General features: G+C 48.1%; 22 protein-coding genes and 1 other annotated feature. Of the genes, 20 read left to right on the top strand and 2 right to left on the bottom strand.

Going from position 1 to position 21,624, the window contains the following annotated elements:
* Positions 1-22 precede the first annotated feature (22 nt).
* The 4 genes from dnaI to thrS all read left to right on the top strand — a co-directional run bounded on the left by dnaI (position 23) and on the right by thrS (position 4,871).
* Complete coding sequence (dnaI, locus tag G4O42_RS13680; RefSeq protein WP_032873717.1) at positions 23-958, top strand: primosomal protein DnaI; 936 nt, start codon at positions 23-25, stop codon at positions 956-958.
* A 31-nt stretch (positions 959-989) separates the two neighbouring features.
* Positions 990-1,631, top strand: a complete 642-nt coding sequence (locus G4O42_RS13675) for a TVP38/TMEM64 family protein (RefSeq protein ID WP_032874139.1) — start codon at positions 990-992, stop codon at positions 1,629-1,631.
* Positions 1,632-1,696: 65 nt separating this feature from the next.
* The gene (gene ytxC / locus G4O42_RS13670) at positions 1,697-2,527 is read left to right on the top strand and encodes a putative sporulation protein YtxC (protein ID WP_015240356.1); all 831 of its coding nucleotides are present in this window, start codon (positions 1,697-1,699) and stop codon (positions 2,525-2,527) included.
* A 412-nt stretch (positions 2,528-2,939) separates the two neighbouring features.
* Positions 2,940-4,871: a threonine--tRNA ligase gene (thrS, locus tag G4O42_RS13665; RefSeq protein WP_012118154.1), complete on the top strand. Its 1,932-nt coding sequence runs from the start codon at positions 2,940-2,942 to the stop codon at positions 4,869-4,871.
* Positions 4,872-4,925: 54 nt separating this feature from the next.
* Here the strand turns inward: thrS and G4O42_RS13660 are convergent, their stop codons facing one another.
* Complete coding sequence (locus G4O42_RS13660) at positions 4,926-5,720, bottom strand: HAD family hydrolase (RefSeq protein WP_032873721.1); 795 nt, start codon at positions 5,718-5,720, stop codon at positions 4,926-4,928.
* 186 nt (positions 5,721-5,906) lie between these two features.
* Here G4O42_RS13660 and G4O42_RS13655 point away from each other — a divergent pair, with 186 nt between their 5' ends.
* The 8 genes from G4O42_RS13655 (at position 5,907) to G4O42_RS13620 (ending at position 11,483) form a co-directional block, all read left to right on the top strand.
* Positions 5,907-7,688, top strand: coding sequence for a sensor histidine kinase (locus G4O42_RS13655; RefSeq protein ID WP_032873724.1), 1,782 nt, complete (start codon positions 5,907-5,909; stop codon positions 7,686-7,688).
* Positions 7,666-8,400: a LytR/AlgR family response regulator transcription factor gene (locus G4O42_RS13650; RefSeq protein ID WP_032873726.1), complete on the top strand. Its 735-nt coding sequence runs from the start codon at positions 7,666-7,668 to the stop codon at positions 8,398-8,400. Before G4O42_RS13655 ends, G4O42_RS13650 begins: the two co-directional genes overlap by 23 nt.
* Positions 8,401-8,529: 129 nt before the next feature.
* Positions 8,530-8,967: an antiholin-like murein hydrolase modulator LrgA gene (gene lrgA, locus G4O42_RS13645; protein ID WP_032873728.1), complete on the top strand. Its 438-nt coding sequence runs from the start codon at positions 8,530-8,532 to the stop codon at positions 8,965-8,967.
* A gap of 12 nt (positions 8,968-8,979) precedes the next feature.
* Positions 8,980-9,663, top strand: a complete 684-nt coding sequence (gene lrgB / locus G4O42_RS13640) for an antiholin-like protein LrgB (protein ID WP_007408093.1) — start codon at positions 8,980-8,982, stop codon at positions 9,661-9,663.
* Positions 9,664-9,844: 181 nt separating this feature from the next.
* Positions 9,845-9,975 (top strand) — a sequence feature (ribosomal protein L20 leader region).
* Between the two features lie 58 nt (positions 9,976-10,033).
* The gene (infC, locus tag G4O42_RS13635) at positions 10,034-10,555 is read left to right on the top strand and encodes a translation initiation factor IF-3 (protein ID WP_071543361.1); all 522 of its coding nucleotides are present in this window, start codon (positions 10,034-10,036) and stop codon (positions 10,553-10,555) included.
* Between the two features lie 12 nt (positions 10,556-10,567).
* Positions 10,568-10,768, top strand: coding sequence for a 50S ribosomal protein L35 (gene rpmI / locus G4O42_RS13630; protein ID WP_003152493.1), 201 nt, complete (start codon positions 10,568-10,570; stop codon positions 10,766-10,768).
* A 31-nt stretch (positions 10,769-10,799) separates the two neighbouring features.
* Positions 10,800-11,159 (top strand): 50S ribosomal protein L20, encoded by a 360-nt coding sequence (gene rplT / locus G4O42_RS13625; RefSeq protein WP_007613019.1) that lies wholly within the window; start codon positions 10,800-10,802, stop codon positions 11,157-11,159.
* A 57-nt stretch (positions 11,160-11,216) separates the two neighbouring features.
* Positions 11,217-11,483 (top strand): DUF1294 domain-containing protein, encoded by a 267-nt coding sequence (locus G4O42_RS13620; protein ID WP_007613018.1) that lies wholly within the window; start codon positions 11,217-11,219, stop codon positions 11,481-11,483.
* Between the two features lie 13 nt (positions 11,484-11,496).
* Here G4O42_RS13620 and G4O42_RS13615 read toward each other — a convergent pair whose 3' ends face one another.
* Positions 11,497-11,889 (bottom strand): hypothetical protein, encoded by a 393-nt coding sequence (locus G4O42_RS13615; RefSeq protein WP_003152498.1) that lies wholly within the window; start codon positions 11,887-11,889, stop codon positions 11,497-11,499.
* Positions 11,890-12,072: 183 nt separating this feature from the next.
* Here G4O42_RS13615 and G4O42_RS13610 point away from each other — a divergent pair, with 183 nt between their 5' ends.
* From G4O42_RS13610 to araN, 8 genes are all read left to right on the top strand, one after another.
* Positions 12,073-13,158 (top strand): M42 family metallopeptidase, encoded by a 1,086-nt coding sequence (locus G4O42_RS13610; RefSeq protein WP_007408096.1) that lies wholly within the window; start codon positions 12,073-12,075, stop codon positions 13,156-13,158.
* Positions 13,159-13,300: 142 nt separating this feature from the next.
* A complete protein-coding gene (abnA, locus tag G4O42_RS13605) occupies positions 13,301-14,266 on the top strand; it encodes an arabinan endo-1,5-alpha-L-arabinosidase AbnA (RefSeq protein WP_032873730.1) in 966 nt (321 codons plus the stop codon).
* Between the two features lie 185 nt (positions 14,267-14,451).
* A complete protein-coding gene (gene araA, locus G4O42_RS13600; protein WP_032873733.1) occupies positions 14,452-15,945 on the top strand; it encodes an L-arabinose isomerase in 1,494 nt (497 codons plus the stop codon).
* 1 nt (position 15,946) lies between these two features.
* Positions 15,947-17,632 (top strand): ribulokinase, encoded by a 1,686-nt coding sequence (gene araB / locus G4O42_RS13595; RefSeq protein ID WP_032873736.1) that lies wholly within the window; start codon positions 15,947-15,949, stop codon positions 17,630-17,632.
* Positions 17,625-18,314: an L-ribulose-5-phosphate 4-epimerase gene (gene araD, locus G4O42_RS13590; protein ID WP_003152509.1), complete on the top strand. Its 690-nt coding sequence runs from the start codon at positions 17,625-17,627 to the stop codon at positions 18,312-18,314. The genes araB and araD overlap by 8 nt, the downstream gene beginning before the upstream one ends.
* Positions 18,292-19,098 (top strand): sugar-phosphatase AraL, encoded by an 807-nt coding sequence (locus G4O42_RS13585; protein WP_370465913.1) that lies wholly within the window; start codon positions 18,292-18,294, stop codon positions 19,096-19,098. The genes araD and G4O42_RS13585 overlap by 23 nt, the downstream gene beginning before the upstream one ends.
* Positions 19,095-20,279 carry a sn-glycerol-1-phosphate dehydrogenase gene (locus G4O42_RS13580; RefSeq protein WP_032873740.1) on the top strand — a complete coding sequence of 395 codons (1,185 nt, stop codon included), beginning with the start codon at positions 19,095-19,097 and terminating at the stop codon, positions 20,277-20,279. Before G4O42_RS13585 ends, G4O42_RS13580 begins: the two co-directional genes overlap by 4 nt.
* Before the next feature lie 31 nt (positions 20,280-20,310).
* Positions 20,311-21,606, top strand: a complete 1,296-nt coding sequence (araN, locus tag G4O42_RS13575) for an arabinooligosaccharides ABC transporter substrate-binding protein AraN (protein ID WP_032873743.1) — start codon at positions 20,311-20,313, stop codon at positions 21,604-21,606.
* Positions 21,607-21,624: the final 18 nt, after the last annotated feature.

Here is a 21,624-nt window from a genome sequence, read left to right as displayed (position 1 = left end):
CAGAGAAGCGGGGTGATATTGAATGGAACCGATCAGCCGATCATTAGAAGGCGTGACGAAAAGACCTGACTTTCAAAAACGCCTGGAACGAATGCAGCAGCAAGTCATGGCCGACGAAGACGTCCAGGCTTTTTTGAAGGAACAGAAAGATGTAATCAATCAAAGCATGATTGACAGAGGATTAAATAAACTGTACGAATTCGTTCAGCAAAGCAAGCAGTGCGCCTTCTGTTCGAAAGACAGCCGGACGAACAGCCTGCTTGAAGGCTATCATCCGAAGCTTGTGATCAACGGGCGTTCCATCGATATTGAATATTACGAATGTCCGGAAAAGAGAAAGCTCGACCGCCAGAAAAGGCAAAAGTCCCTGATGAAGAGCATGTATATCCAGCAGGATCTTCTCGGCGCGACGTTTCAGCAGATCGACATTACCGATCCGAGCAGAGTCGGCATTTTCCAGCATGTGACGGATTTTCTGAAGAGCTATAATGAAACGGGAAAAGGCAAAGGGCTGTACCTGTACGGAAAATTCGGAATCGGAAAGACATTTATTTTAGCCGCCATTGCTAACGAACTGGCGGAAAAAGAGTATTCATCAATGATCGTATATGTTCCCGAATTTGTCAGAGAGCTGAAAAACTCGCTCCAGGATCAGTCATTGGAGGCGAAACTGAATATGGTAAAAACGACGCCCGTACTGATGCTTGATGACATCGGAGCGGAGTCAATGACAAGCTGGGTCAGAGATGAGGTCATCGGCACCGTGCTTCAGCACAGAATGAGCCAGCAGCTTCCCACTTTCTTCTCGTCTAATTTTTCACCAGACGAGCTGAAGCATCATTTTACGTATTCACAGCGGGGAGAAAAGGAAGAAGTAAAAGCGGCAAGACTGATGGAGCGGATTTTATATTTGGCTTCGCCCATCCGTCTTGACGGGGAAAACCGCCGCCGTTCATGATGCCGGCGTCCAATGGGAAGGATTTGAGGGAATGAGGAATAAGAAGGCTGTCACTTGGGCTGCGGCTGCGGCGGGAGCGGGCCTTTTGCTGTGGGCAAACCGCAAATATCTGAATCTGTCGCCTAAGGAGATCCGGCTGTGGGTATTATCGTTCGGTATTTTTGCGCCGCTTGTGTTTATCGGAATTTCCATCGTCAGGCCTTTTGTGCTGTTTCCCGTATCAATCGTTTCCGTCGCCGGAGGATTGGCGTTCGGCCCGTTTTTCGGCACCGTGTATACGCTGGCGGGCTCAATGGGCGCTGCCGCCGCGTCTTTTTTTGCGGCGTGGCTGTTTGCCTTTAATGAGAAAAACCGTCATGGAAAAATGGAAGCCATTCAAAAGCAGATGAAAACCAATGGCTTCTTTTATATTTTTATCCTGCGCATTCTGCCTGTTAACTTTGATGTGATCAGCTATGCCGCGGGCCTATCGAAAGTCAGGCCGATGACGTATTTTTTGGCGACCGCAGCGGGCATCATTCCGGGGACGATCGTCCTGAATGTGCTCGGCGCGAGCTTTATGTCCGGCAATGTGCTGACCGTACTCTGCGTGATCTGTCTTTACATCGTATTTTTATCGCTTCCCGTTATATTTAAAAAGAAGGTGCGCCATTTGTTCGGCGGTGAAAGCTAACCTTTACGTCTATTTTAAAAACATCCCCCATATACTTGTAACAGATGCCGTAAGGGGGGACAAATATGCTTGAAGTGATCTTTGAAGATGACCACGATACCGCCGCTTTTTTACATCTCATTCAGCAATCGGACGACCGGAGACATTTTATTGTCCGTGAAGGCATAAAAAAAGTCGGAATCGCAAGGTCTGAAACGGCTTTTTGCGTTCAGCGCTTTATTGAGCCGATACTTGTCAGGTTTTTTTTGGAATGCAAAGAAGACGAGCATATGCTTTCGCTTATTGAGGATGCATACTGCTTCACCGATCAGGATGAACAGCAGCAAATCCTTCAGCTTGCACACAGCATTATGGAAGGAGAGCTTGATGATCATCCGTTCGAGCCGAAGAAAGAGCCGCGCACACAGTTTATTTCAGATGCACTCCGGACGATTTCACTTGATGCGGGTGTTTTTTCCGTGCGTTCGTTTCAGACGTTCCGGCTCGGCAGGTATTATGAGCGGCTCAGAGAATACGCGGAGGCTGCGATAGATGAATACCGGATGGAACAGGAATATCAAAACTTTATCCAGTCTCTGAGAGATTATGTGACATCCAATCCGCCGCGGATGAAGAAAGTCCGCATCGTACATGACCGGGCTTTTACGCTGTGGGAGCTGCGCTATTTGTCAGAACGGGAACAGAAAAAATACATAGACAGACGGTTTGTGCGGGAGCACCCGATGTATATAGATTCCCATCTCCTTGCGCCTCTGATCTCCATTGCGCCTGAGACGGTAGAACTGTATACGGACAAACCGGAGCATATGATGTCCAGAACGATTCAAAACGTGTTTCAGGAGAGGGTGCGCCTTTTCCCGCTGGGCGCGTTTGCAGCCGAGAAGACGGAAGGATAGCCGTACGGACGGCCTTGCGTAGGCGGCAGGGCTGTCTGTGCGAAATCAGACGGAAAAAACCGAGTTGCATTTTTCTCGCAGACATTTTATAATACATAAAAGATTAATGATTGCTACACGTATTGATAAGGACATGAAGCATTGATACCGGCTTTATAAGAGAGGAGAGCCCTAGGCTGAAAGCTTTCCAGCTATGGATCATTGTCTTTACCGCCTTTGAACTTCAGCTGTGAACGCCGGAAGAAGCGCCAGTAATAGCTGACGGGAACTCCCGTTACAGAGTTTAGAGCCGCAGGTGCCGAAACAATCGACCGCGCGGAAAAAAGGGTGGAACCACGATTCCGTTTATTTAACCTCGTCCCTTTCATAGGGGGCGGGGTTTTTGATTTGCATAAAAAAAGGAGTGACGAAGATGTCAGATATGATCAACATCACATTTCCGGACGGAGCGGTAAAGGAATTTCCGAAAGGAACCACAACAGAAGATATCGCGGCATCCATCAGTCCGGGATTAAAGAAAAAGTCTTTAGCCGGAAAACTGAACGGACAGGAAATTGATTTAAGAACGCCGATTCAAGAGGACGGTGCCGTAGAAATCATTACAGAAGGCACAGAAGAAGGCTTGAACATCATGCGGCACAGCACGGCGCATTTATTGGCCCAGGCGATTAAACGCATTTATAAAGATGTGAAATTCGGAGTCGGCCCCGTCATTGAAAACGGGTTCTATTATGACGTTGAAATGGAGCAGGCGCTGACGCCGGATGACCTTCCGAAGATTGAAAAAGAAATGAAACGCATCGTCGGTGAAAATCTGCCGATTATCCGAAAAGAAGTGAGCCGTGATGAAGCAAAAGCCATGTTTGCGGAAATCGGCGATAATCTGAAGCTTGAACTGCTGGATGCCATCCCAGAAGACGAAACGGTCTCCATTTATGAGCAGGGCGAATTTTTTGACCTGTGCCGCGGCGTGCACGTGCCGTCTACAGGCAAAATTAAAGAATTTAAGCTGTTGAGCCTTGCGGGCGCGTACTGGCGCGGCGACAGCAAAAACCAAATGCTTCAGCGCATTTACGGCACGGCCTTCTTTAAAAAGGATGACTTGAAAGAGCATTTGCGGATGCTTGAAGAAGCGAAAGAGCGTGACCACCGAAAACTGGGCAAAGAATTAAAATTGTTCGCCAACTCTCAAAAAGTCGGACAAGGCCTGCCGCTCTGGCTGCCGAAAGGCGCGACCATCCGACGCGTGATCGAGCGCTACATTGTGGATAAAGAGCTGAGCCTCGGTTATGAGCACGTCTATACGCCTGTTCTCGGAAGCAAAGACCTGTACGAAACATCAGGGCACTGGGATCATTATCAGGATACGATGTTTCCGCCGATGGAAATGGACAATGAAACACTCGTGCTCCGTCCGATGAACTGTCCTCACCATATGATGATTTACAAACAGGACATTCACAGCTACCGCGAGCTCCCGATCCGCATCGCCGAGCTGGGAACGATGCATCGTTATGAAATGTCCGGGGCGCTTTCAGGTCTTCAGCGCGTACGCGGCATGACGTTAAATGACGCGCACATTTTCGTCCGCCCTGACCAGATTAAAGAAGAATTCATCCGCACGGTCCGTTTGATTCAAGACGTATACGAAGACTTCGGCCTGAATGATTACACATTCCGCCTGTCTTACCGCGATCCTGAAGATACGGAAAAATATTTTGATGATGATGAGATGTGGAACAAAGCGCAGTCCATGCTGAAAGCGGCAATGGATGAGATGGGGCACGACTACTATGAAGCGGAAGGCGAAGCGGCGTTTTACGGCCCTAAGCTTGACGTGCAGGTGAAAACGGCGATCGGCAAAGAAGAGACATTGTCAACTGTACAGCTTGACTTCCTTCTTCCGGAACGCTTTGATCTCACTTACGTCGGAGAAGACGGCAAACAGCACCGTCCTGTCGTTATTCACCGCGGCGTCGTGTCAACGATGGAGCGTTTCGTTGCTTTCTTAATCGAAGAGCACAAAGGCGCCCTTCCGACATGGCTTGCGCCGGTGCAGTTCCAAGTCATTCCTGTTTCACCGTCCGTGCATCTTGACTATGCGAAAAAAGTGCAGGAGCGCCTGCAGCGTGAAGGCCTGCGTGTCGAGCTTGACAGCCGGGACGAAAAAATCGGCTATAAAATCCGTGAAGCGCAAATGCAAAAAATCCCGTACATGCTTGTGGTCGGTGACCAAGAAGCGGAAAACGGCGCGGTAAACGTCCGGAAATACGGCGAGCAGAAATCAGAAACCGTCTCATTGGACGATTTTGTGAAAAAGGCTGTAGCCGAAGCGAAAAAATAACCAGAAATACAAAAAACCCCGTTCATCCAGAATGGGGTTTTTTTGCGTATAAAATTATCTTTCTTTTTGTTTCTCTATAATTGCAAACAGCTCGTGAAGATCGCTGATCACGTAATCAGGCGCAATGTCCGTATCATTTTTCTTTTGCGTCCGGTTTACCCAGACTGTTGTAATACCTGCCCGTTTCGCTCCCAATATATCAGTATTGAGGTTATCTCCGACCATAATGGCGTCTTCTTTTTCCAGGTTCAGGAGGCCGAGGCAATGTTCGAATATGGAGGCGTCGGGTTTCCCTTTTCCGAAAGCGCCTGAGATGACGATTTCATTAAAATAAGGCGCGAGCTCAGGAACGCCGGCGAGTTTTTCTTTCTGCAGGCTGGGATCGCCGTTTGTCAGCAGAAGCAATTCATAAACACCTTTCAGCTTATCAAGCACTGCAAACGTTTCATCATACACGTACGGCCGCTGTCTGCGTTCCGCCGCGAAAAACTCCGCCAAATATTCGCCGTAAGCCGCATCGTCTATACCGACACTTTTTAAGCCGTTCGTCCAGGCGTTTCGTCTGTATTCCGGCGCAATCCGATTCAGCTGTTTAAATCCTTCGCTGACCGGCTCGGAAAAATTCGCCCATAATCCTTCAAACGGATTAATGCCGATCATGACCGTATAAGGATAGGTTTCGTATGACATATACAATTCCCGTGCCGCTTTCCGAACCGCCTCTTCAAATGTATGCGGGTCAAGGCCATATTTTTTTTCCGCTTGTAAACATGTTTCCCTGAATGTTGTTCTGACGCTTTTTTCATCCCATAACAGTGTATCGTCCAAATCAAAAAATACGGCTTTCATGATCTTCTCCTCTTTGTTATATTCTGAAACTCTCTGCCGCAAGGCTCCCGTTTATTCTACAATAGATATATAGACTGTGAAAGATTTGTTTTCAGATGATTTGAAAAAAACAGGCAGGTTTGTGTCAGATTCTGTCTCAGGCTCTAAAACGTGATAAAATAAAATTTGAAAGAACAGGTGAAAAGTATGCTGCATTTGATCATCATGATGCTGGAAAGAGTCGGAATTATCGTCATATTGGGATTTGTTCTGGCTCATACCAGATTGTTCAGACAGGCGCTCCAGCAGCCTGAGAGCTATAAAGGCAAAGCGGTGCTGATTTCAATTTTCTCGCTGTTCAGTATCATCAGCAACTATACGGGAATAGAAATTCAGCGGAATACAATCATGAATAATGACTGGGTGTTTCAAATTAATCCGTCCGGTTCAATTGCCAATACAAGAATTATGGGCGTTGAAATCGGCGGACTCTTAGGCGGCCCGTATGTGGGGATCGGCGTCGGCATACTGGCCGGCCTGCATCGTTTATCACTCGGCGGCGCGACCGCAGTCAGCTGTGCCGTCTCATCCGTTTTAGCGGGCATTTTGTCCGGCTGGATCGGACGGTATTTCAGAAAACGCTATGCGATGCCGACACCGCGGGTGGCCGCGCTTGTCGGACTCGGGATGGAATCACTGCAAATGCTGCTCATCCTCTTGATGGCCAAGCCGTTTTCTGATGCTTGGACGCTTGTGAGCATCATCGGCATCCCGATGATATTGGTAAACGGGTCAGGGACTTTTATTTTTCTTTCGATCATTCAGTCGATTATCAGGAAGGAAGAACGGGCGAGAGCCCTTGAAACCCATAGGGTGCTGATGATTGCCGATCAGACGCTTCCGTTTTTCCGCCAGGGGCTGAATGAAAGCTCATGCAAAAGCGTCGCCGCCATCATCCACAGGCAAACAGGAACGGACGCGGTATCGCTTACGGATAACGAAAAGATTTTGGCGCACGTCGGCGCGGGTGCCGACCATCATATTCCGTCTGAAAGCCTGATTACCGGATTGTCAAAGCGCGTCATTAAAACGGGTCATATTATGAAAGCGACATCAAAGGAAGAAATTGAATGCACGCACGATCCTTGTCCGCTGCATGCGGCGATTGTATTGCCGCTGACGTCAAACGGCAAAACGATCGGGACGCTGAAAATGTACTTTAAAAGCCCGTCAGGTTTAAGCCGGGTTGAAGAAGAGCTTGCAGAAGGACTCGCCATGCTGTTTTCCACCCAGCTTGAACTCGGCGAGGCGGAACTGCAGAGCAAATTGCTGAAAGACGCAGAAATAAAGGCGCTTCAAGCACAGGTCAATCCGCATTTTCTGTTTAATGCGATCAATACGATTTCTGCTCTTTGCCGTACGGATGTGGAAAAAACCCGAAAGCTTCTGCTGCAGCTCAGCGTCTATTTCCGTTCCAATCTGCAGGGGGCAAGGCAGCTGCTCATCCCGCTTTCTAAAGAACTAAACCATCTGCAGGCATATTTATCATTGGAGCAGGCCCGTTTTCCCGGGAAATATAAAATCAGCCTTGAAATCGAACGCGGTTTGGAGGACATCGAAATTCCTCCTTTTGTGCTGCAGATCCTCGTCGAAAATGCGCTCCGCCATGCATTTTCAAGAAAGCAGGACAGCTGTGCCGTCAATGTCAGCGTGGTATCCGCCCGTCAGTCGGTTTTAATGCGGGTTGGAGATAACGGGCGGGGAATTGATCCGGAATTGCTGTCCGTGCTCGGAAACCGTCCGCTCCCGTCTAAAGAAGGGACGGGAACCGCGCTTTACAATTTAAATCAGCGGCTGATCGGGCTGTTCGGCCCCAAAGCAGCCCTGCGATTGGAAAGTGAGGCCGGCAAAGGTACGGACGTATCATTTGAGCTGCCTTTGAAACTGATGACTAAAGGAGAAGAACATGCTGAAGGTGTTAATCGTTGATGATGAAATGCTGGCAAGAGATGAATTAGCTTATTTGCTGAAACGGACGAATGAAGTAAGTGACATAAACGAAGCAGAAAATATTGAATCCGCTTTTGACAGCATGATGGATCAAAAACCGGATCTGCTGTTTTTGGACGTTGATTTGTCAGGAGAAAACGGATTTGACATTGCCAAACGGCTGAAAAACATGAAAAATCCGCCGGCCGTCGTTTTTGCGACGGCGTATGACCAATTTGCTTTAAAAGCTTTTGAAGTCGACGCGCTCGATTATTTAACGAAGCCTTTTGATGAAGAAAGAGTGCGCCAGACGATCAGAAAGTTTAAAAGAGTGAAGCAGGACAGGGCAGGAGGCGTCTCAGAGCAGCCGTCCGCAGCCGGAGCGCATAAACTGGCTGTATCAGCCGGTGAATCTATTGTCATTTTAGATACGAAGGACATTATTTTCGCCGGCATGGAAGACGGGCACGTTTCCGTCAAAACGTTTGCCGCGTCTTATTCCGTTCATGAAACTTTGGCTGTCATTGAGAAAAAACTGCCTGATACGGGGTTCTTGAGAGTGCACCGCGCGTTCATCGTGAATACGGAGCATATTACGGAAATTCATCCGTGGTTTAATTCGACGTACAATCTTATCTTAAAAGACGGCTCTAAAATTCCCGTCAGCCGTACATACGCCAAGGACTTAAAAAAGCTGCTTCATATTATATGAGGCGGCTTTTGCATTTCAGCAGCCGTTTTTTGCATTTCAGAATGAATATTCAGCCGTTTACTATGAAAGCGCTTTAAATATCGATTTCTCTTTTATAATGGACCTAACAAAGAGAAAGAGGTGAAGAAAATGAGTGCGAAAAAAGTGTACGGATTTCTGACACAAGCATTTATTTTTGCCGTAATTATGCTCATATCTAATGGGATTGCAGCGATTGTCCCCATTCCTATACCCGCTTCCGTAGTAGGTTTGGTGTTATTATTTGTCCTCTTATGTCTGAAAGTGATTAAGCTTGAACAAGTAGAAACGCTGGGAACATCATTAACGTCACTGATCGGATTTTTATTTGTCCCGTCGGGCATCTCCGTGATGAATTCACTTGGCGTCATGCAGCAGTACGGCGTGCAGATTGCACTCGTCATCTTACTCGCCACCATCATTCTGTTAGGGGCGACGGGCCTTTTTTCTCAGCTGATCTTGTCTGCCAGCCAAAAACGTCAGAAGGCAGCTCCTGAAAAACAAACGGTGCGCCGTTCCAATCAGGAAAAAGAACTTGTGCAGCATTAGGAGGGAAATCGGATGAGTCCATATTTCGGTATTGTCGTTTCACTTGCGGCCTTTGGCATCGGCACGTATTTATTTAAAAAAACGAGAGGCTTTTTCCTCTTCACCCCGCTGTTTGTCGCGATGGTGCTTGGAATCCTTTTTCTGAAGCTCGGCGGTTTTTCATATGAAGATTATAAAAGCGGAGGAGACATTATTAAATTCTTCCTGGAGCCCGCGACGATCGCTTTTGCCATCCCTTTATACAAACAGCGTGACAAACTGAAAAAATACTGGTGGCAGATCATGTCTTCTATCATTGTCGGCTCTATCTGCTCAGTGACGATTGTCTATTTGATCGCAAAAGGCATTCATCTTGACGCGGCCGTTATGAAAAGCATGCTTCCGCAGGCGGCGACAACGGCAATTGCCCTTCCGCTGTCAAAAGGAATCGGCGGCATCACCGATATCACCGCTTTCGCCGTTATTTTCAACGCCGTTATCGTCTATGCTCTGGGTGCTCTATTCTTAAAACTGTTTAAAGTAAAGCACCCAATCTCTAAAGGACTGGCTCTCGGCACATCAGGACACGCACTCGGTGTTGCGGTCGGTATTGAGATGGGGGAAGTAGAAGCGGCAATGGCAAGTATCGCGGTTGTCGTCGTAGGAGTGGTGACAGTGCTGGTCATTCCGGTATTCGTTCAGCTCATCGGAGGATAAACCCGGGTCATAGACCCGGGTTTTTTATTGTCCGGCAGCATCTGCAGGCGGCAAAGAACGAAATTTCACATTTTTCCTTGCGCTCACACTGGCATCGTGTTAAAATGAAAAAGTTGATCCGGAGAAGTCATTCTTGACTAATGATCCGGTATTGTGTAAAATAGTTATTGAATTGAATATAAATCACAAGCAGAGGCACCCGCTTCTCACCTGATTGACACATTCATGTAGTTGGCAGGTTGACCGTACATTTTTATTTATGCAGATGTTCGTAGTGTGGGTGTGTTGTCATGCCCGCACTTTTTGTTTGCCTGCAGAATGCAGTCAAAAAGCGTTGTGAATCAATTCGAAGAAACTATGGAGGTGGCTCATTATTAGCAAAGATCAATTGGTTAATGAGGGTATCCGTGCACGTGAAGTTCGTCTGATCGGACAAAATGGCGATCAGCTCGGCATCAAGTCCCGTCAGGAAGCACTTGAAATCGCCGGCCGCGCAAATCTTGACCTTGTGTTAGTTGCAGCAAATGCAAAACCGCCTGTCTGCCGCATCATGGACTACGGTAAGTTCAGATTCGAGCAGCAGAAAAAGGACAAAGAAGCACGCAAAAATCAAAAAATCATTAACTTAAAAGAAGTTAGATTAAGTCCGACGATCGATGAGCATGACTTTAACACGAAATTGCGCAATGCGATTAAATTCCTTGAAAAAGGCGATAAAGTGAAAGCTTCTATCCGCTTTAAAGGGCGCGCAATCACTCATAAAGAAATCGGCCAGCGCGTATTGGACCGTTTCTCTGAAGCATGTGCGGAAGTTGCGACAGTCGAAACAAAACCAAAAATGGACGGCCGCAGCATGTTCTTAATGCTCGCGCCGAAAAACGAAAAGCAATAAGGAGGAAATCCCATGCCAAAAATGAAAACTCACCGCGGATCTGCTAAACGTTTTAAAAAGACAGGTTCTGGGAAGTTAAAACGTTCTCATGCATATACAAGTCACTTATTCGCCAACAAATCCCAAAAGCAAAAGCGTAAGCTTCGCAAGGGTGCTATTGTAAGCGCAGGAGACTTCAAACGTATCAAACAACAGCTTGCTAACATCAAGTAATCGGACAAGGAACAATTAGGAGGGAAATATAATGCCAAGAGTAAAAGGCGGAACTGTGTCGCGTCAGCGTCGTAAAAAGGTTCTTAAATTAGCAAAAGGTTATTTCGGTTCAAAACATAGATTATACAAAGTAGCAAACCAGCAGGTCATGAAATCAGGAAACTATGCATTCCGTGACCGCCGTCAGAAAAAACGTGATTTCCGTAAGCTTTGGATCACTCGTATCAACGCTGCTGCACGTATGAACGGTCTTTCTTACAGCCGTTTAATGCACGGTCTTAAGCTTTCAGGCATCGAAGTAAACCGCAAAATGCTTGCTGATCTTGCTGTAAACGATCTTACTGCTTTCAATCAGCTTGCTGATGCTGCTAAAGCTCAGTTAGACAAGTAAGTTGAAAAAGCCGCTCTCTTTCCGGGAGCGGTTTTTTTACGTAAAGGGTGACAATCAATGGCTCTCTTCATTTACGCCGTATTGATAAACGGATACGGCTTTTGGATCATGGGCGCTGATAAAAGAAGAGCAAAGGCACACCGGTGGAGAATATCAGAGAAACGAATATGGCTCACAGCCGCCATGTTCGGCTCACTCGGCGTATGGATCGGCATGCGCACCTTCAGGCATAAGACGAAACACAAATCCTTTTTATACGGGGTGCCGCTGCTTTTTCTCACTGAAGCCGCCCTTGTGCTGATGTATTTGATGTATAAAACATAAAAAGCAGGAGAGCTTATCGCTCGCCTGCTTTTTTCGCTTTTTTGATGGGCTGGTCCCAATCAATCTTGCAATTCGGATACCGCTCCAATACCTTTTTTTCGACTTCTTCAAAATCACCTGCAGAAAAGCGGTTCAGCTTTTCCGGATTTTCGGTCCATACAAATATCGTATGAATAAACAGCGGATGATCTTTGGAAGGGATATGCTTTTCTCCTTCAAAGAGCACTCCTTTATAAGTAAGCTGGAGATTTTTTCGCGTGTTTTTCTGTTCGTCAATAAAATAAAAATTCTCTTTTGATTGTGCCAGTCTGAGCCTTCTTTTCGGGTTTGCGTAAAATTTGACGCACATGTAAATAAAATAAATAAGAAGTGCAAGCAAGACAATCCTCAATACTGTAATGGCCATATGTGTGAAGGCACCTCCTCACCTTTGTCATGATCTGATGTAATACGAAAAACAAAACAAAAGGTTTCATTTTTTTAAAAGAAATAGATAAAAACATTTACCCGTTTTTCAGGCGAATTAATCGTATGCTTCAGCATTGGTTTTGTATAATAAGAAGGGTAGTGAAAAAAAGGAGGTTTATTGATGACAAAATTAGATGAAACGCTCACCATGCTGAAAGCGTTAACGGATGCAAAAGGGATACCGGGAAATGAGAGAGAAGTAAGACAAGTGATGAAATCATACATAGAACCATTTGCCGATGACGTCACAACAGACCGGCTGGGAAGCTTAATCGCCAAAAAAACCGGCAAAGAAAACGGTCCGAAAATCATGATCTCAGGGCATTTAGACGAAGTCGGTTTTATGGTGACGCAAATCACTGATAAAGGCTTTCTCCGCTTTCAAACCGTCGGCGGCTGGTGGTCTCAGGTCATGCTGGCCCAGCGCGTCACCGTCGTGACAAAAAAAGGGGACATCACGGGGATCATCGGTTCGAAACCGCCTCACATTCTGCCTCCTGACGCCAGAAAAAAAGCCGCCGATATTAAAGAGATGTTCATCGATATCGGGGCGTCCAGCCGTGAAGAGGCAATGGAATGGGGCGTTCTTCCGGGTGACCAGATTGTGCCGTATTTTGAATTTACAGTGATGAACAATGAAAAGCATTTATTGGCGAAAGCATGGGACAACCGTATCGGCTGTGCGATTGCCATCGATGTATTAAAAAATCTGAAAAACAGTGATCACCCCAATGAAGTATACGGGGTCGGAACCGTTCAAGAAGAAGTCGGGCTGCGCGGGGCGAAAACAGCGGCACATACGATCCAGCCTGATATCGCGTTCGGTGTGGATGTCGGAATTGCCGGAGATACACCGGGAATTTCTGAAAAAGAGGCGCAAAGCAAAATCGGCGAAGGGCCGCAAATTATTCTGTATGACGCATCAATGGTATCTCACAAAGGGCTGCGCGACCTTGTCGTGAACACGGCGGAAGAAGCGGGAATTCCGTATCAATTCGATTCCATTGCCGGAGGGGGCACGGATTCAGGTTCCATTCACTTAACCGCAAACGGAGTGCCGGCGCTGTCCATTACGATCGCGACGCGCTACATTCACACTCATGCCGCTATTTTGCATCGGGATGATTATGAGAATACGGTAAAATTGATCACAGAAGTGATTAAAAAATTAGATCGGGAAACGGTTGACCGTATTACTTATCAATAAAGATACGGAAGAATCTGCTTTTTTAAGCAGATTCTTTTTTTTATATGTACAAATATGAGCCCTGCGTCTACAATAAGAGAAGACATAGAAAAATTTGACAACACGTTTTTGAAAGCGCTTTAAAAAAGGGGAGGATTTACAAATGAAAAACAGATTCAGACGCATGATCCGCTTTTCGTGCGCAGCCGTTACAGCCGGGCTGCTGATGATGTCTTCATCTCCGGCATCTGCCGCGTTTTGGGGGGCATCAAATGAATTGCTTCACGATCCGACAATGGCGAAGGAAGGAAACACGTGGTACGCTTTCGGAACCGGTTTGGAAGGGGAGAGGGGACTTCGCGTCTTAAAGGCGGGCAGCGGCGGCGTATGGACCGTTCAGAAATCAATTTTTAATTCTCCGCTGTCATGGTGGGGCAATTATGTGCCGAATTACGGGCTGAATCAATGGGCCCCCGATGTTCAATATTTTAACGGAAAGTATTGGCTGTATTATGCCGTTTCTTCATTCGGCAAAAATACCTCCTCGATCGGTCTTGCATCATCTGCAAGCCTCAGTTCGGGAAACTGGAAGGACGAAGGGCTCGTCATCCGTTCAACAAGCGCCAATAACTACAATGCAATTGATCCGGAGCTGACAATTGATAAAGACGGAAACCCTTGGCTTGCCTTCGGTTCTTTTTGGAGCGGCATTAAGCTGACAAAGCTTGATAAAAATACAATGAAACCGACGGGATCACTTTATTCCATCGCTGCCAGACCGAATAACGGCGGAGCTTTGGAAGCGCCGGCGATCACTTACCAGAACGGCTACTATTACTTAATGGTGTCGTTTGATAAATGCTGTTCAGGCGTGAATAGTACGTACAAAATCGCTTATGGAAGAAGCAAAAGCATCACCGGCCCATATCTCGATAAAAGCGGGAAAAGCATGTCTGAAGGCGGAGGGACGATTCTTGATTCCGGCAATGACCGCTGGAAAGGCCCGGGCGGTCAAGACATTGTGAACGGGAATATTTTAGTGCGTCATGCGTATGATGCCGAAAACAGCGGAATTCCGAAGATGCTCATCAATGATATCGATTGGAGTTCAGGCTGGCCTTCCTATTAATTGAGCAGCCGGGCATGTGTGTCCGGCTTTTTTACTTGCAATAAAAGATTGACAGTTTGATTCCTCCTTAACTATAATAAAATTGTTCGTACAAATAAAAGGATTAAAGTTTTGTAGTTTATATTCGTACGTATGTTTTTTTTAAAAATGCAAGCGCTTTATTTTGATGGGAAGGGGAAATGAATGTGCTTCAGAACAAAGAATATGAATTTTGGTTTGTAACGGGAAGCCAGCACTTATACGGAGAGGAAACGCTGAAGCTTGTCGATAAACACGCAAAGGGAATATGTGACGGCCTCAGCGGGGTGTCATCAAGATACAAGATCAGGCATAAACCGGTTGTCACGTCATCTGAAACAATCAGAGAGGTTTTGCGGGAAGCGCAGTATCAAGAAAACTGTGCCGGGGTCGTGACGTGGATGCATACATTTTCCCCTGCGAAAATGTGGATTGAAGGTCTTTCCGCTTTTCAAAAGCCGATGCTTCATCTGCATACCCAGTATCATCGCGACATCCCGTGGGAAACGATTGATATGGACTTTATGAACAGCAACCAATCCGCTCACGGAGACCGGGAATACGGATATATCCAGTCAAGAATGGGGCAGACGAGAAAAGTCATCGCAGGCTATTGGGATGATGAGGAAGTCAAACATGACATTTCGCAATGGATGAACACGGCTGCCGCTTGGAATGAAAGCAGGAATATTAAAGTAGCCCGGTTCGGCGACAATATGCGGAATGTGGCGGTTACTGACGGAGACAAAGTCGGCGCCCACATTCAATTCGGCTGGCAGGTTGACGGGTACGGAATCGGCGATCTTACCGAGGTGATGAACAACGTCACCGACGCAGAAATTGAGGCGCTTTATGAGGAATACGACAACTTGTATGTCATCAGCGACGAAACAAAACGGGATGAAGCAAAAGTTGCTTCCATTAAAGAACAGGCGAAAATTGAACTCGGATTAACGGCCTTTCTCGAACGGGGCGGATATACAGCGTTTTCGACCTCGTTTGAAGTTTTGCACGGAATGAAGCAGCTTCCGGGTCTTGCCGTTCAGCGTCTCATGGAAAAAGGGTACGGATTTGCCGGCGAAGGCGATTGGAAAACGGCTGTCCTTGTGCGAATGATGAAAATAATGGCGGACGGAGAACAAACCTCCTTCATGGAAGATTATACGTACCATTTTGAACCGGGGCGTGCGATGATTCTCGGATCACATATGCTTGAAGTATGTCCGACGATCGCCCTTGATCAGCCGAAAATCGAAGTTCATCCTCTCTCAATCGGAGGGAAGGAAGATCCGGCCCGGTTGGTCTTTAACGGAATCGGCGGTTCAGCCATCATCGCCAGCATCATTGATATCGGCGGGCGATTCCGTCTCATTCTGAATGAAGCGGAAGGCAGGGAAATTGATCATGATATGCCGAATCTCCCTGTGGCGCGGGTGCTGTGGAAGCCGGAGCCATCGCTGAAAACAGCTGCGGAAGCATGGATTTTGGCGGGAGGCGCCCATCATACCTGTATGTCCTTCCGGCTTACGGCTGAACAGATGCTTGACTGGGCTGAGATGGCAGGCATTGAAAGCATCTTTATTTCCCGCAATACCGAAATACATGAGCTGAAAAAAGAGCTGAAATGGAATGACGTATTATACCGGTTGGGAGGGAATTGATATGGCGTATACGATTGGTGTTGATTTCGGCACATTGTCCGGCCGGGCGGTGCTTGTCAATGTCCGCACGGGCGAAGAAATCGCGTCTGCGGTAAAAGAATATACTCATGCCGTCATCGACCGCACGCTGCCGAAGACGGGTGAAAAACTCCCTCGGGACTGGGCGCTTCAGCATCCTGCCGATTATATCGAAGTTCTGGAAACGGCGATTCCGAACCTGCTTGAGCAGGCGGGCGCTGATCCAAAAGACGTGATCGGCATAGGAATTGATTTTACCGCCTGCACGATTTTGCCGATAGACGGCGCGGGGCAGCCGCTTTGTATGCTGCCGGAATTTGAACGGGAGCCCCATAGTTATGTGAAGCTGTGGAAGCATCATGCGGCTCAAAAACATGCAGACCGTTTGAACACGATTGCCGAAGACACAAATGAAACATTCCTTAAAAGATACGGCGGTAAAATTTCTTCCGAATGGATGATCCCGAAAATCATGCAAATCGCGGAAGAAGCGCCGCATATATACAAGGCGGCAGATCAGATTGTGGAAGCGGCAGACTGGATCGTCTATCAATTGTGCGGTTCATTGAAGCGAAGCAACTGCACGGCCGGCTACAAAGCAATCTGGAATGAGGATACGGGGTATCCGCCGGATCATTTTTTCGAAAGGCTCAACCCGTTAATGAAAACGATTACAAAGGATAAATTAAGCGGCTCCATTTATTCAGTCGGGGAAAAAGCAGGAGGTTTGACCGAAAAAATGGCGGAGCTGACCGGGCTTCTGCCGGGGACGGCCGTTGCCGTCGCCAATGTCGACGCTCACGTGTCAGTGCCCGCGGTCGGTATTACAGAGCCGGGGAAAATGCTGATGATCATGGGAACGTCTACCTGCCATGTGCTGCTCGGCGACGAAGAACATATCGTCCCCGGTATGTGCGGGGTCGTCAATAACGGCATCTTGCCCGGATATGCGGGATATGAAGCGGGGCAGTCCTGTGTCGGCGACCACTTTGAATGGTTCGTCAAAACGTGCGTTCCGAGAGACTATGAGAAGGAAGCTGAGGATAAACACATAGACATTCACGAGCTGCTCAGCAAAAAAGCAGCTGAACTTGTTCCCGGGGAAAGCGGCCTTCTCGCGCTTGACTGGTGGAACGGAAACCGGTCAACCTTGGTGGACGCAGATTTGACGGGCATGATGCTCGGCATGACGCTGCATACGAAGCCGGAAGAAATCTACAGGGCATTGATTGAAGCGACAGCGTTCGGAACGAGGATGATTATCGAAACGTTCCGGGAAAACGGCGTTCCGGTCGAAGAGCTTTACGCAGCCGGAGGAATCGCCGAAAAAAATCCGTTTGTCATGCAGATTTATGCAGACGTCACAAATATGGATATTAAATTATCCGGGTCTCCGCAGGCGCCTGCACTCGGCTCCGCGATTTTCGGAGCGCTCGCCGCGGGACGGGAAAACGGGGGATTCTCCAATATTGCTGAAGCATGTGCGCATATGGGGAAATTAAAAGACGGCTTTTATGCCCCGAACCGGGAAAGAGCTGAGATTTATGACAGCTTATATGCGGAATATAAAGAGCTCGTACACTACTTCGGCAAAGAAAACAATGTCATGAAACGCCTAAAAGCCATTAAAAACCGTGATTTTGCGAAAGGAGGGAGCCGCCATGCTTGAAGCGTTAAAAGAAGAAGTGCTCGCTGCCAACCTGAAGCTTGAGGAACATAACCTTGTCACGTTTACATGGGGGAATGTCAGCGGCATTGACAGAGAGAGCGGGAGAATCGTCATTAAACCGAGCGGTGTCGATTACAGTGAGCTGACCGCTGACAAACTGGTCGTCCTGAATGAGGACGGAGACATTCTCGAAGGCTCGCTGAAACCGTCTTCTGACACGCCGACCCATCTTTATCTGTATAAAGCGTTTCCGGCGATCGGCGGAATCGTTCATACTCATTCCCGCTGGGCGACGAGCTGGGCACAGTCCGGAAGAGACATACCCGCTCTCGGAACGACTCACGCGGATTACTTTGAAAGCGCTATACCCTGTACGAGGGAAATGTATGAAGAAGAAATTGTGAAAGATTACGAATATCATACAGGCAAAGTCATAGCCGAAACCTTTCAAAACGAACCGTATGAACAAAATCCGGGTGTCCTCGTCCACAGCCACGGCCCGTTCTGCTGGGGAACGGACGCGCTGAATGCCCTGCATAACGCCGTTGTGCTCGAAACGGTAGCGGAAATGGCCTACCATTCGCTTATGCTGAACAAACAGCTCAGTCCGATCGACAGAGTGCTGCACGACAAGCATTTTTACAGAAAACACGGGGCGAATGCTTATTATGGCCAAACTTGACGCAGCCGGGTTTCTGATTGATTTAGACGGAACCGTATTCAGGGGGCGGGAGCTGATTGACGGCGCAAAAGAAGCCGTTCATACCCTTCAGTCACTGGGCAAAGCCGTTGTCTTTTTAAGCAACCGCGGCAATCTATCAAGAGCAATGTGCCGAAAGAAACTGCTGGGTGCCGGTATCCGCACGGATGAACGGAGCATCGTGCTGTCCTCCAGTGTGACGGCATCATTTTTAAAGAAGCATTATCCTTTGTCAAAGGTGTGGGTGTTAGGAGAGAAAGGGCTGACTGATGAACTCGCTTTAGCGGGTGTCGCCTTGGCGCAAAACCCGCAGGCGGCTGACTGGCTTGTCATCTCCCTGCATGAAACCGTCACCTACGAAGATCTGAATCTCGCTTTTAAGGCGGCTTCCTCCGGCGCGCGCATCATCGCCACGAACCGGGACCGCTCCTTTCCGAATGAAAGCGGCCATGCCATGGACGTCGCGGGAATGATCGGGGCCATTGAAGCATCCGCCGGAGCAAAAACGGAGCTTGTCATCGGCAAACCGTCTTGGCTGATGGCTGAGGCGGCATGTGAAGCGCTCGGACTTCCCCCTGAGGAATGCGCCATTATCGGAGACAGCCTCGAATCTGATATCGCAATGGGCAGGCTGTACGGAATGAAAAGCGTATTGGTTCTGACGGGGTCGGCCAAACTTGGGGAGCCCCGTCTATATGAACCTGACATCGTCCTTGATTCTATTAAAGACCTGACAGGATTAGCGAAGGAGGGAATCCTTTTATGAAACGTTCTCCTGAGGACATTCAATCCGAGTTTGACAAGGAAGGGGCCAGCCGCTCACCGATTCAAATAGAAGATATCGTGATCGGGGCGAATGCAAAAGAAGAGCTTCTCAGATTTCTGCAAAAAAAATGCTGGAATCATCCGCTCATCGTCTGTGACCGGAACACTTACGAGGCGGCGGGACGTCTGCTTGCGGAAGAATTGAGGGCAGGCGGGATCAAAGCGTCAAAAGTCATCATTCCGGAGCATGAAGCCGGGGCCGCCGCGGCTGATGAGAGGACATTGGTCTATACGCTGATCAATCTCGCGGAAGAGACGGATGTCATCATTGCGGCCGGTTCAGGAACGATTCACGATATTACGCGGTTTGCCGCTTATCAGCGCGGATTGCCGTTTATCTCATTCCCCACCGCTCCGTCAGTCGACGGTTTTACATCGGCTGGAGCGCCGCTCATAATAAACGGAATCAAAACGACGATTCAAACGAAAGCGCCGATCGCCTTATTTGCCGATACGAATGTATTAAAAGAAGCGCCCCGTTCAATGACAGCCGCGGGCTTCGGAGATATGATCGGAAAAATAACATCGCTGGCAGATTGGGAGATTTCCCGCAGGCTTGCGGGTGAGCCGTACTCAGAAGCCGGGGCGAAGCTTGTGAAAGACGCGCTTTGGCAGTGCATTGATCACCGCGCTGACATTGCCATGGGAACGGAGGCCGGCATTCAGATACTGATGGAAGCGCTGATCGTTTCGGGTCTTGTCATGCTTGCGCTTGACCACTCCCGCCCCGCCTCAGGAGGAGAACATCACATCTCGCATTGGATTGAGATGGAAATGCTGAAGGCAAAACAGCCTCCGATTCTCCACGGTGCGAAGGTCGGCTGTGCGTGCGCGGTGCTGAGTGATATTTACAAAGAACTGGCTTGTCACGAAAAGCTTGCTGAACTGCCGCCGCACTTTCGCGAGGCGATTCATTCTGCATATGAAGGGCTTCCCGACGGCAAAACAATTGCCGGGTGGCTCGCATCTGCGGGAGGTCCCGCCTGTTTCGATGAGATCGGTGTAAAACAGGACCTTGTCAGCGATGCGCTTAAGCATGCGCACACACTGCGAGACCGTTATACCGGTTTAACCATCATAAATGAAAATGCAGCACTCTTTGCACATCATTTGCATCTATAGCCGCGCGGCCTAAAGTGGAAGGGGTAATGACATGAAAAAAACGACCGCTGTATGTTTGGTGCTGATGATGCTCTTCTTGTTTACCGCCGGCTGTTCACAAGAACGGACTGCCGGCCGGCCGGGAGAAACGGAGCTGACGTTTTGGACGTTTAACGGTCTGCACGAACAGTTTTATCAGGAAATGGTCAAAGAATGGAATCAGAAATATCCGGAGCGCAAAATCAAGCTGAATACCGTTGTTTATCCTTATGGACAAATGCATGATAATTTATCGGTTTCGCTGATCGCGGGTGAGGGGCTTCCCGATATAGCCGACGTGGAATTAAGCCGGTTCTCGAACTTTCTGAAGGGGAAGGATATCCCGCTTGCCGATCTGACGCCGCTGATTGAAAAAGACCGCGATAAGTTTGTGGAAGCGCGTCTGGCCTTGTACAGCAAAAACGGAAAATTGTACGGCCTTGATACACATGTGGGGACGACCGTCATGTTTTACAACATGGATATCATGAAAAAAGCGGGCGTTGATCCCGCCTCCATTAAGACATGGGAAGATTACCGGCGGGCAGGGAAAAAAGTGCGTGAAGCATCTGGGAAACCGATGGGAACGGTTGAAACAAACGACTCCGCCACATTCCTATCCATGATTTCGCAGCAAGGGTCAGGCTACTACAGCAAAAACGGAAAATTGATTCTGAACAGCAAGACGAATACAGACACACTGAATTATGTAAAGGACATGGTAAATGATAAAACCCTTCTGCCGGCTCCCGGCGGCGGCCATCACAGCGAAGAATACTACGGTTTTATGAATCAGGGCGGGGCAGCCTCAGTGCTGATGCCTATTTGGTACATGGGACGGTTTATCGATTATATGCCTGATTTAAAAGGAAAAATGGCGATTTACCCTATGCCGGCCTGGAAAGAAGGCGGTGACAGATCAGCGGGTTTAGGCGGAACAGCCACCGTCGTGCCGAAGCAGGCTGAACATCTGAATCTCGCGAAAGAATTTCTCGGTTTTGCGAAAGGTTCAAAGGAAGGGAACATAAAGCTTTGGACGGTGCTCGGCTTTGACCCGCTCCGCTGGGACGTGTGGGATTCAAAAGAATTGAAGGAGAAAAACAAGTACACGGATTTCTTCCGGAACGGTACGTCAATTTTTTCCTCGCTCCTTGAAATAAAAGATGAGATCAATCCGATTTATCTGCATGAAGACTTCTCTAAAGCGGCTGATCTTGTTGTCAGACAAGTGCTGTTCGATGCGCTGAAGACGCAGGAAAAAACACCTAAGGAAGCCTTGGACGAGGCGGCAGAGCAATTAGAGAAATAGGAGAAGCCGCCCTATTTA

This window comes from Bacillus sp. LUNF1, assembly GCF_011008975.1.
In the GTDB taxonomy this organism is placed as follows: domain Bacteria; phylum Bacillota; class Bacilli; order Bacillales; family Bacillaceae; genus Bacillus; species Bacillus velezensis.
This window is presented reverse-complemented; position numbering and strand designations above follow the sequence as displayed.

Excerpts from the sequence above, each read along its gene's own strand:
- dnaI (WP_032873717.1), top strand. The coding sequence starts at position 23 with ATGGAACCGATCAGCCGATCATTAGAAGGCGTGACGAAAAGACCTGAC.
- G4O42_RS13675 (WP_032874139.1), top strand. The coding sequence starts at position 990 with ATGAGGAATAAGAAGGCTGTCACTTGGGCTGCGGCTGCGGCGGGAGCG.
- ytxC (WP_015240356.1), top strand. The coding sequence starts at position 1,697 with ATGCTTGAAGTGATCTTTGAAGATGACCACGATACCGCCGCTTTTTTA.
- thrS (WP_012118154.1), top strand. The coding sequence starts at position 2,940 with ATGTCAGATATGATCAACATCACATTTCCGGACGGAGCGGTAAAGGAA.
- G4O42_RS13660 (WP_032873721.1), bottom strand. The coding sequence starts at position 5,720 with ATGAAAGCCGTATTTTTTGATTTGGACGATACACTGTTATGGGATGAA.
- G4O42_RS13655 (WP_032873724.1), top strand. The coding sequence starts at position 5,907 with ATGCTGCATTTGATCATCATGATGCTGGAAAGAGTCGGAATTATCGTC.
- G4O42_RS13650 (WP_032873726.1), top strand. The coding sequence starts at position 7,666 with ATGCTGAAGGTGTTAATCGTTGATGATGAAATGCTGGCAAGAGATGAA.
- lrgA (WP_032873728.1), top strand. The coding sequence starts at position 8,530 with ATGAGTGCGAAAAAAGTGTACGGATTTCTGACACAAGCATTTATTTTT.
- lrgB (WP_007408093.1), top strand. The coding sequence starts at position 8,980 with ATGAGTCCATATTTCGGTATTGTCGTTTCACTTGCGGCCTTTGGCATC.
- rpmI (WP_003152493.1), top strand. The coding sequence starts at position 10,568 with ATGCCAAAAATGAAAACTCACCGCGGATCTGCTAAACGTTTTAAAAAG.
- rplT (WP_007613019.1), top strand. The coding sequence starts at position 10,800 with ATGCCAAGAGTAAAAGGCGGAACTGTGTCGCGTCAGCGTCGTAAAAAG.
- G4O42_RS13620 (WP_007613018.1), top strand. The coding sequence starts at position 11,217 with ATGGCTCTCTTCATTTACGCCGTATTGATAAACGGATACGGCTTTTGG.
- G4O42_RS13615 (WP_003152498.1), bottom strand. The coding sequence starts at position 11,889 with ATGGCCATTACAGTATTGAGGATTGTCTTGCTTGCACTTCTTATTTAT.
- G4O42_RS13610 (WP_007408096.1), top strand. The coding sequence starts at position 12,073 with ATGACAAAATTAGATGAAACGCTCACCATGCTGAAAGCGTTAACGGAT.
- abnA (WP_032873730.1), top strand. The coding sequence starts at position 13,301 with ATGAAAAACAGATTCAGACGCATGATCCGCTTTTCGTGCGCAGCCGTT.
- araB (WP_032873736.1), top strand. The coding sequence starts at position 15,947 with ATGGCGTATACGATTGGTGTTGATTTCGGCACATTGTCCGGCCGGGCG.
- araD (WP_003152509.1), top strand. The coding sequence starts at position 17,625 with ATGCTTGAAGCGTTAAAAGAAGAAGTGCTCGCTGCCAACCTGAAGCTT.
- G4O42_RS13585 (WP_370465913.1), top strand. The coding sequence starts at position 18,292 with ATGCTTATTATGGCCAAACTTGACGCAGCCGGGTTTCTGATTGATTTA.
- G4O42_RS13580 (WP_032873740.1), top strand. The coding sequence starts at position 19,095 with ATGAAACGTTCTCCTGAGGACATTCAATCCGAGTTTGACAAGGAAGGG.
- araN (WP_032873743.1), top strand. The coding sequence starts at position 20,311 with ATGAAAAAAACGACCGCTGTATGTTTGGTGCTGATGATGCTCTTCTTG.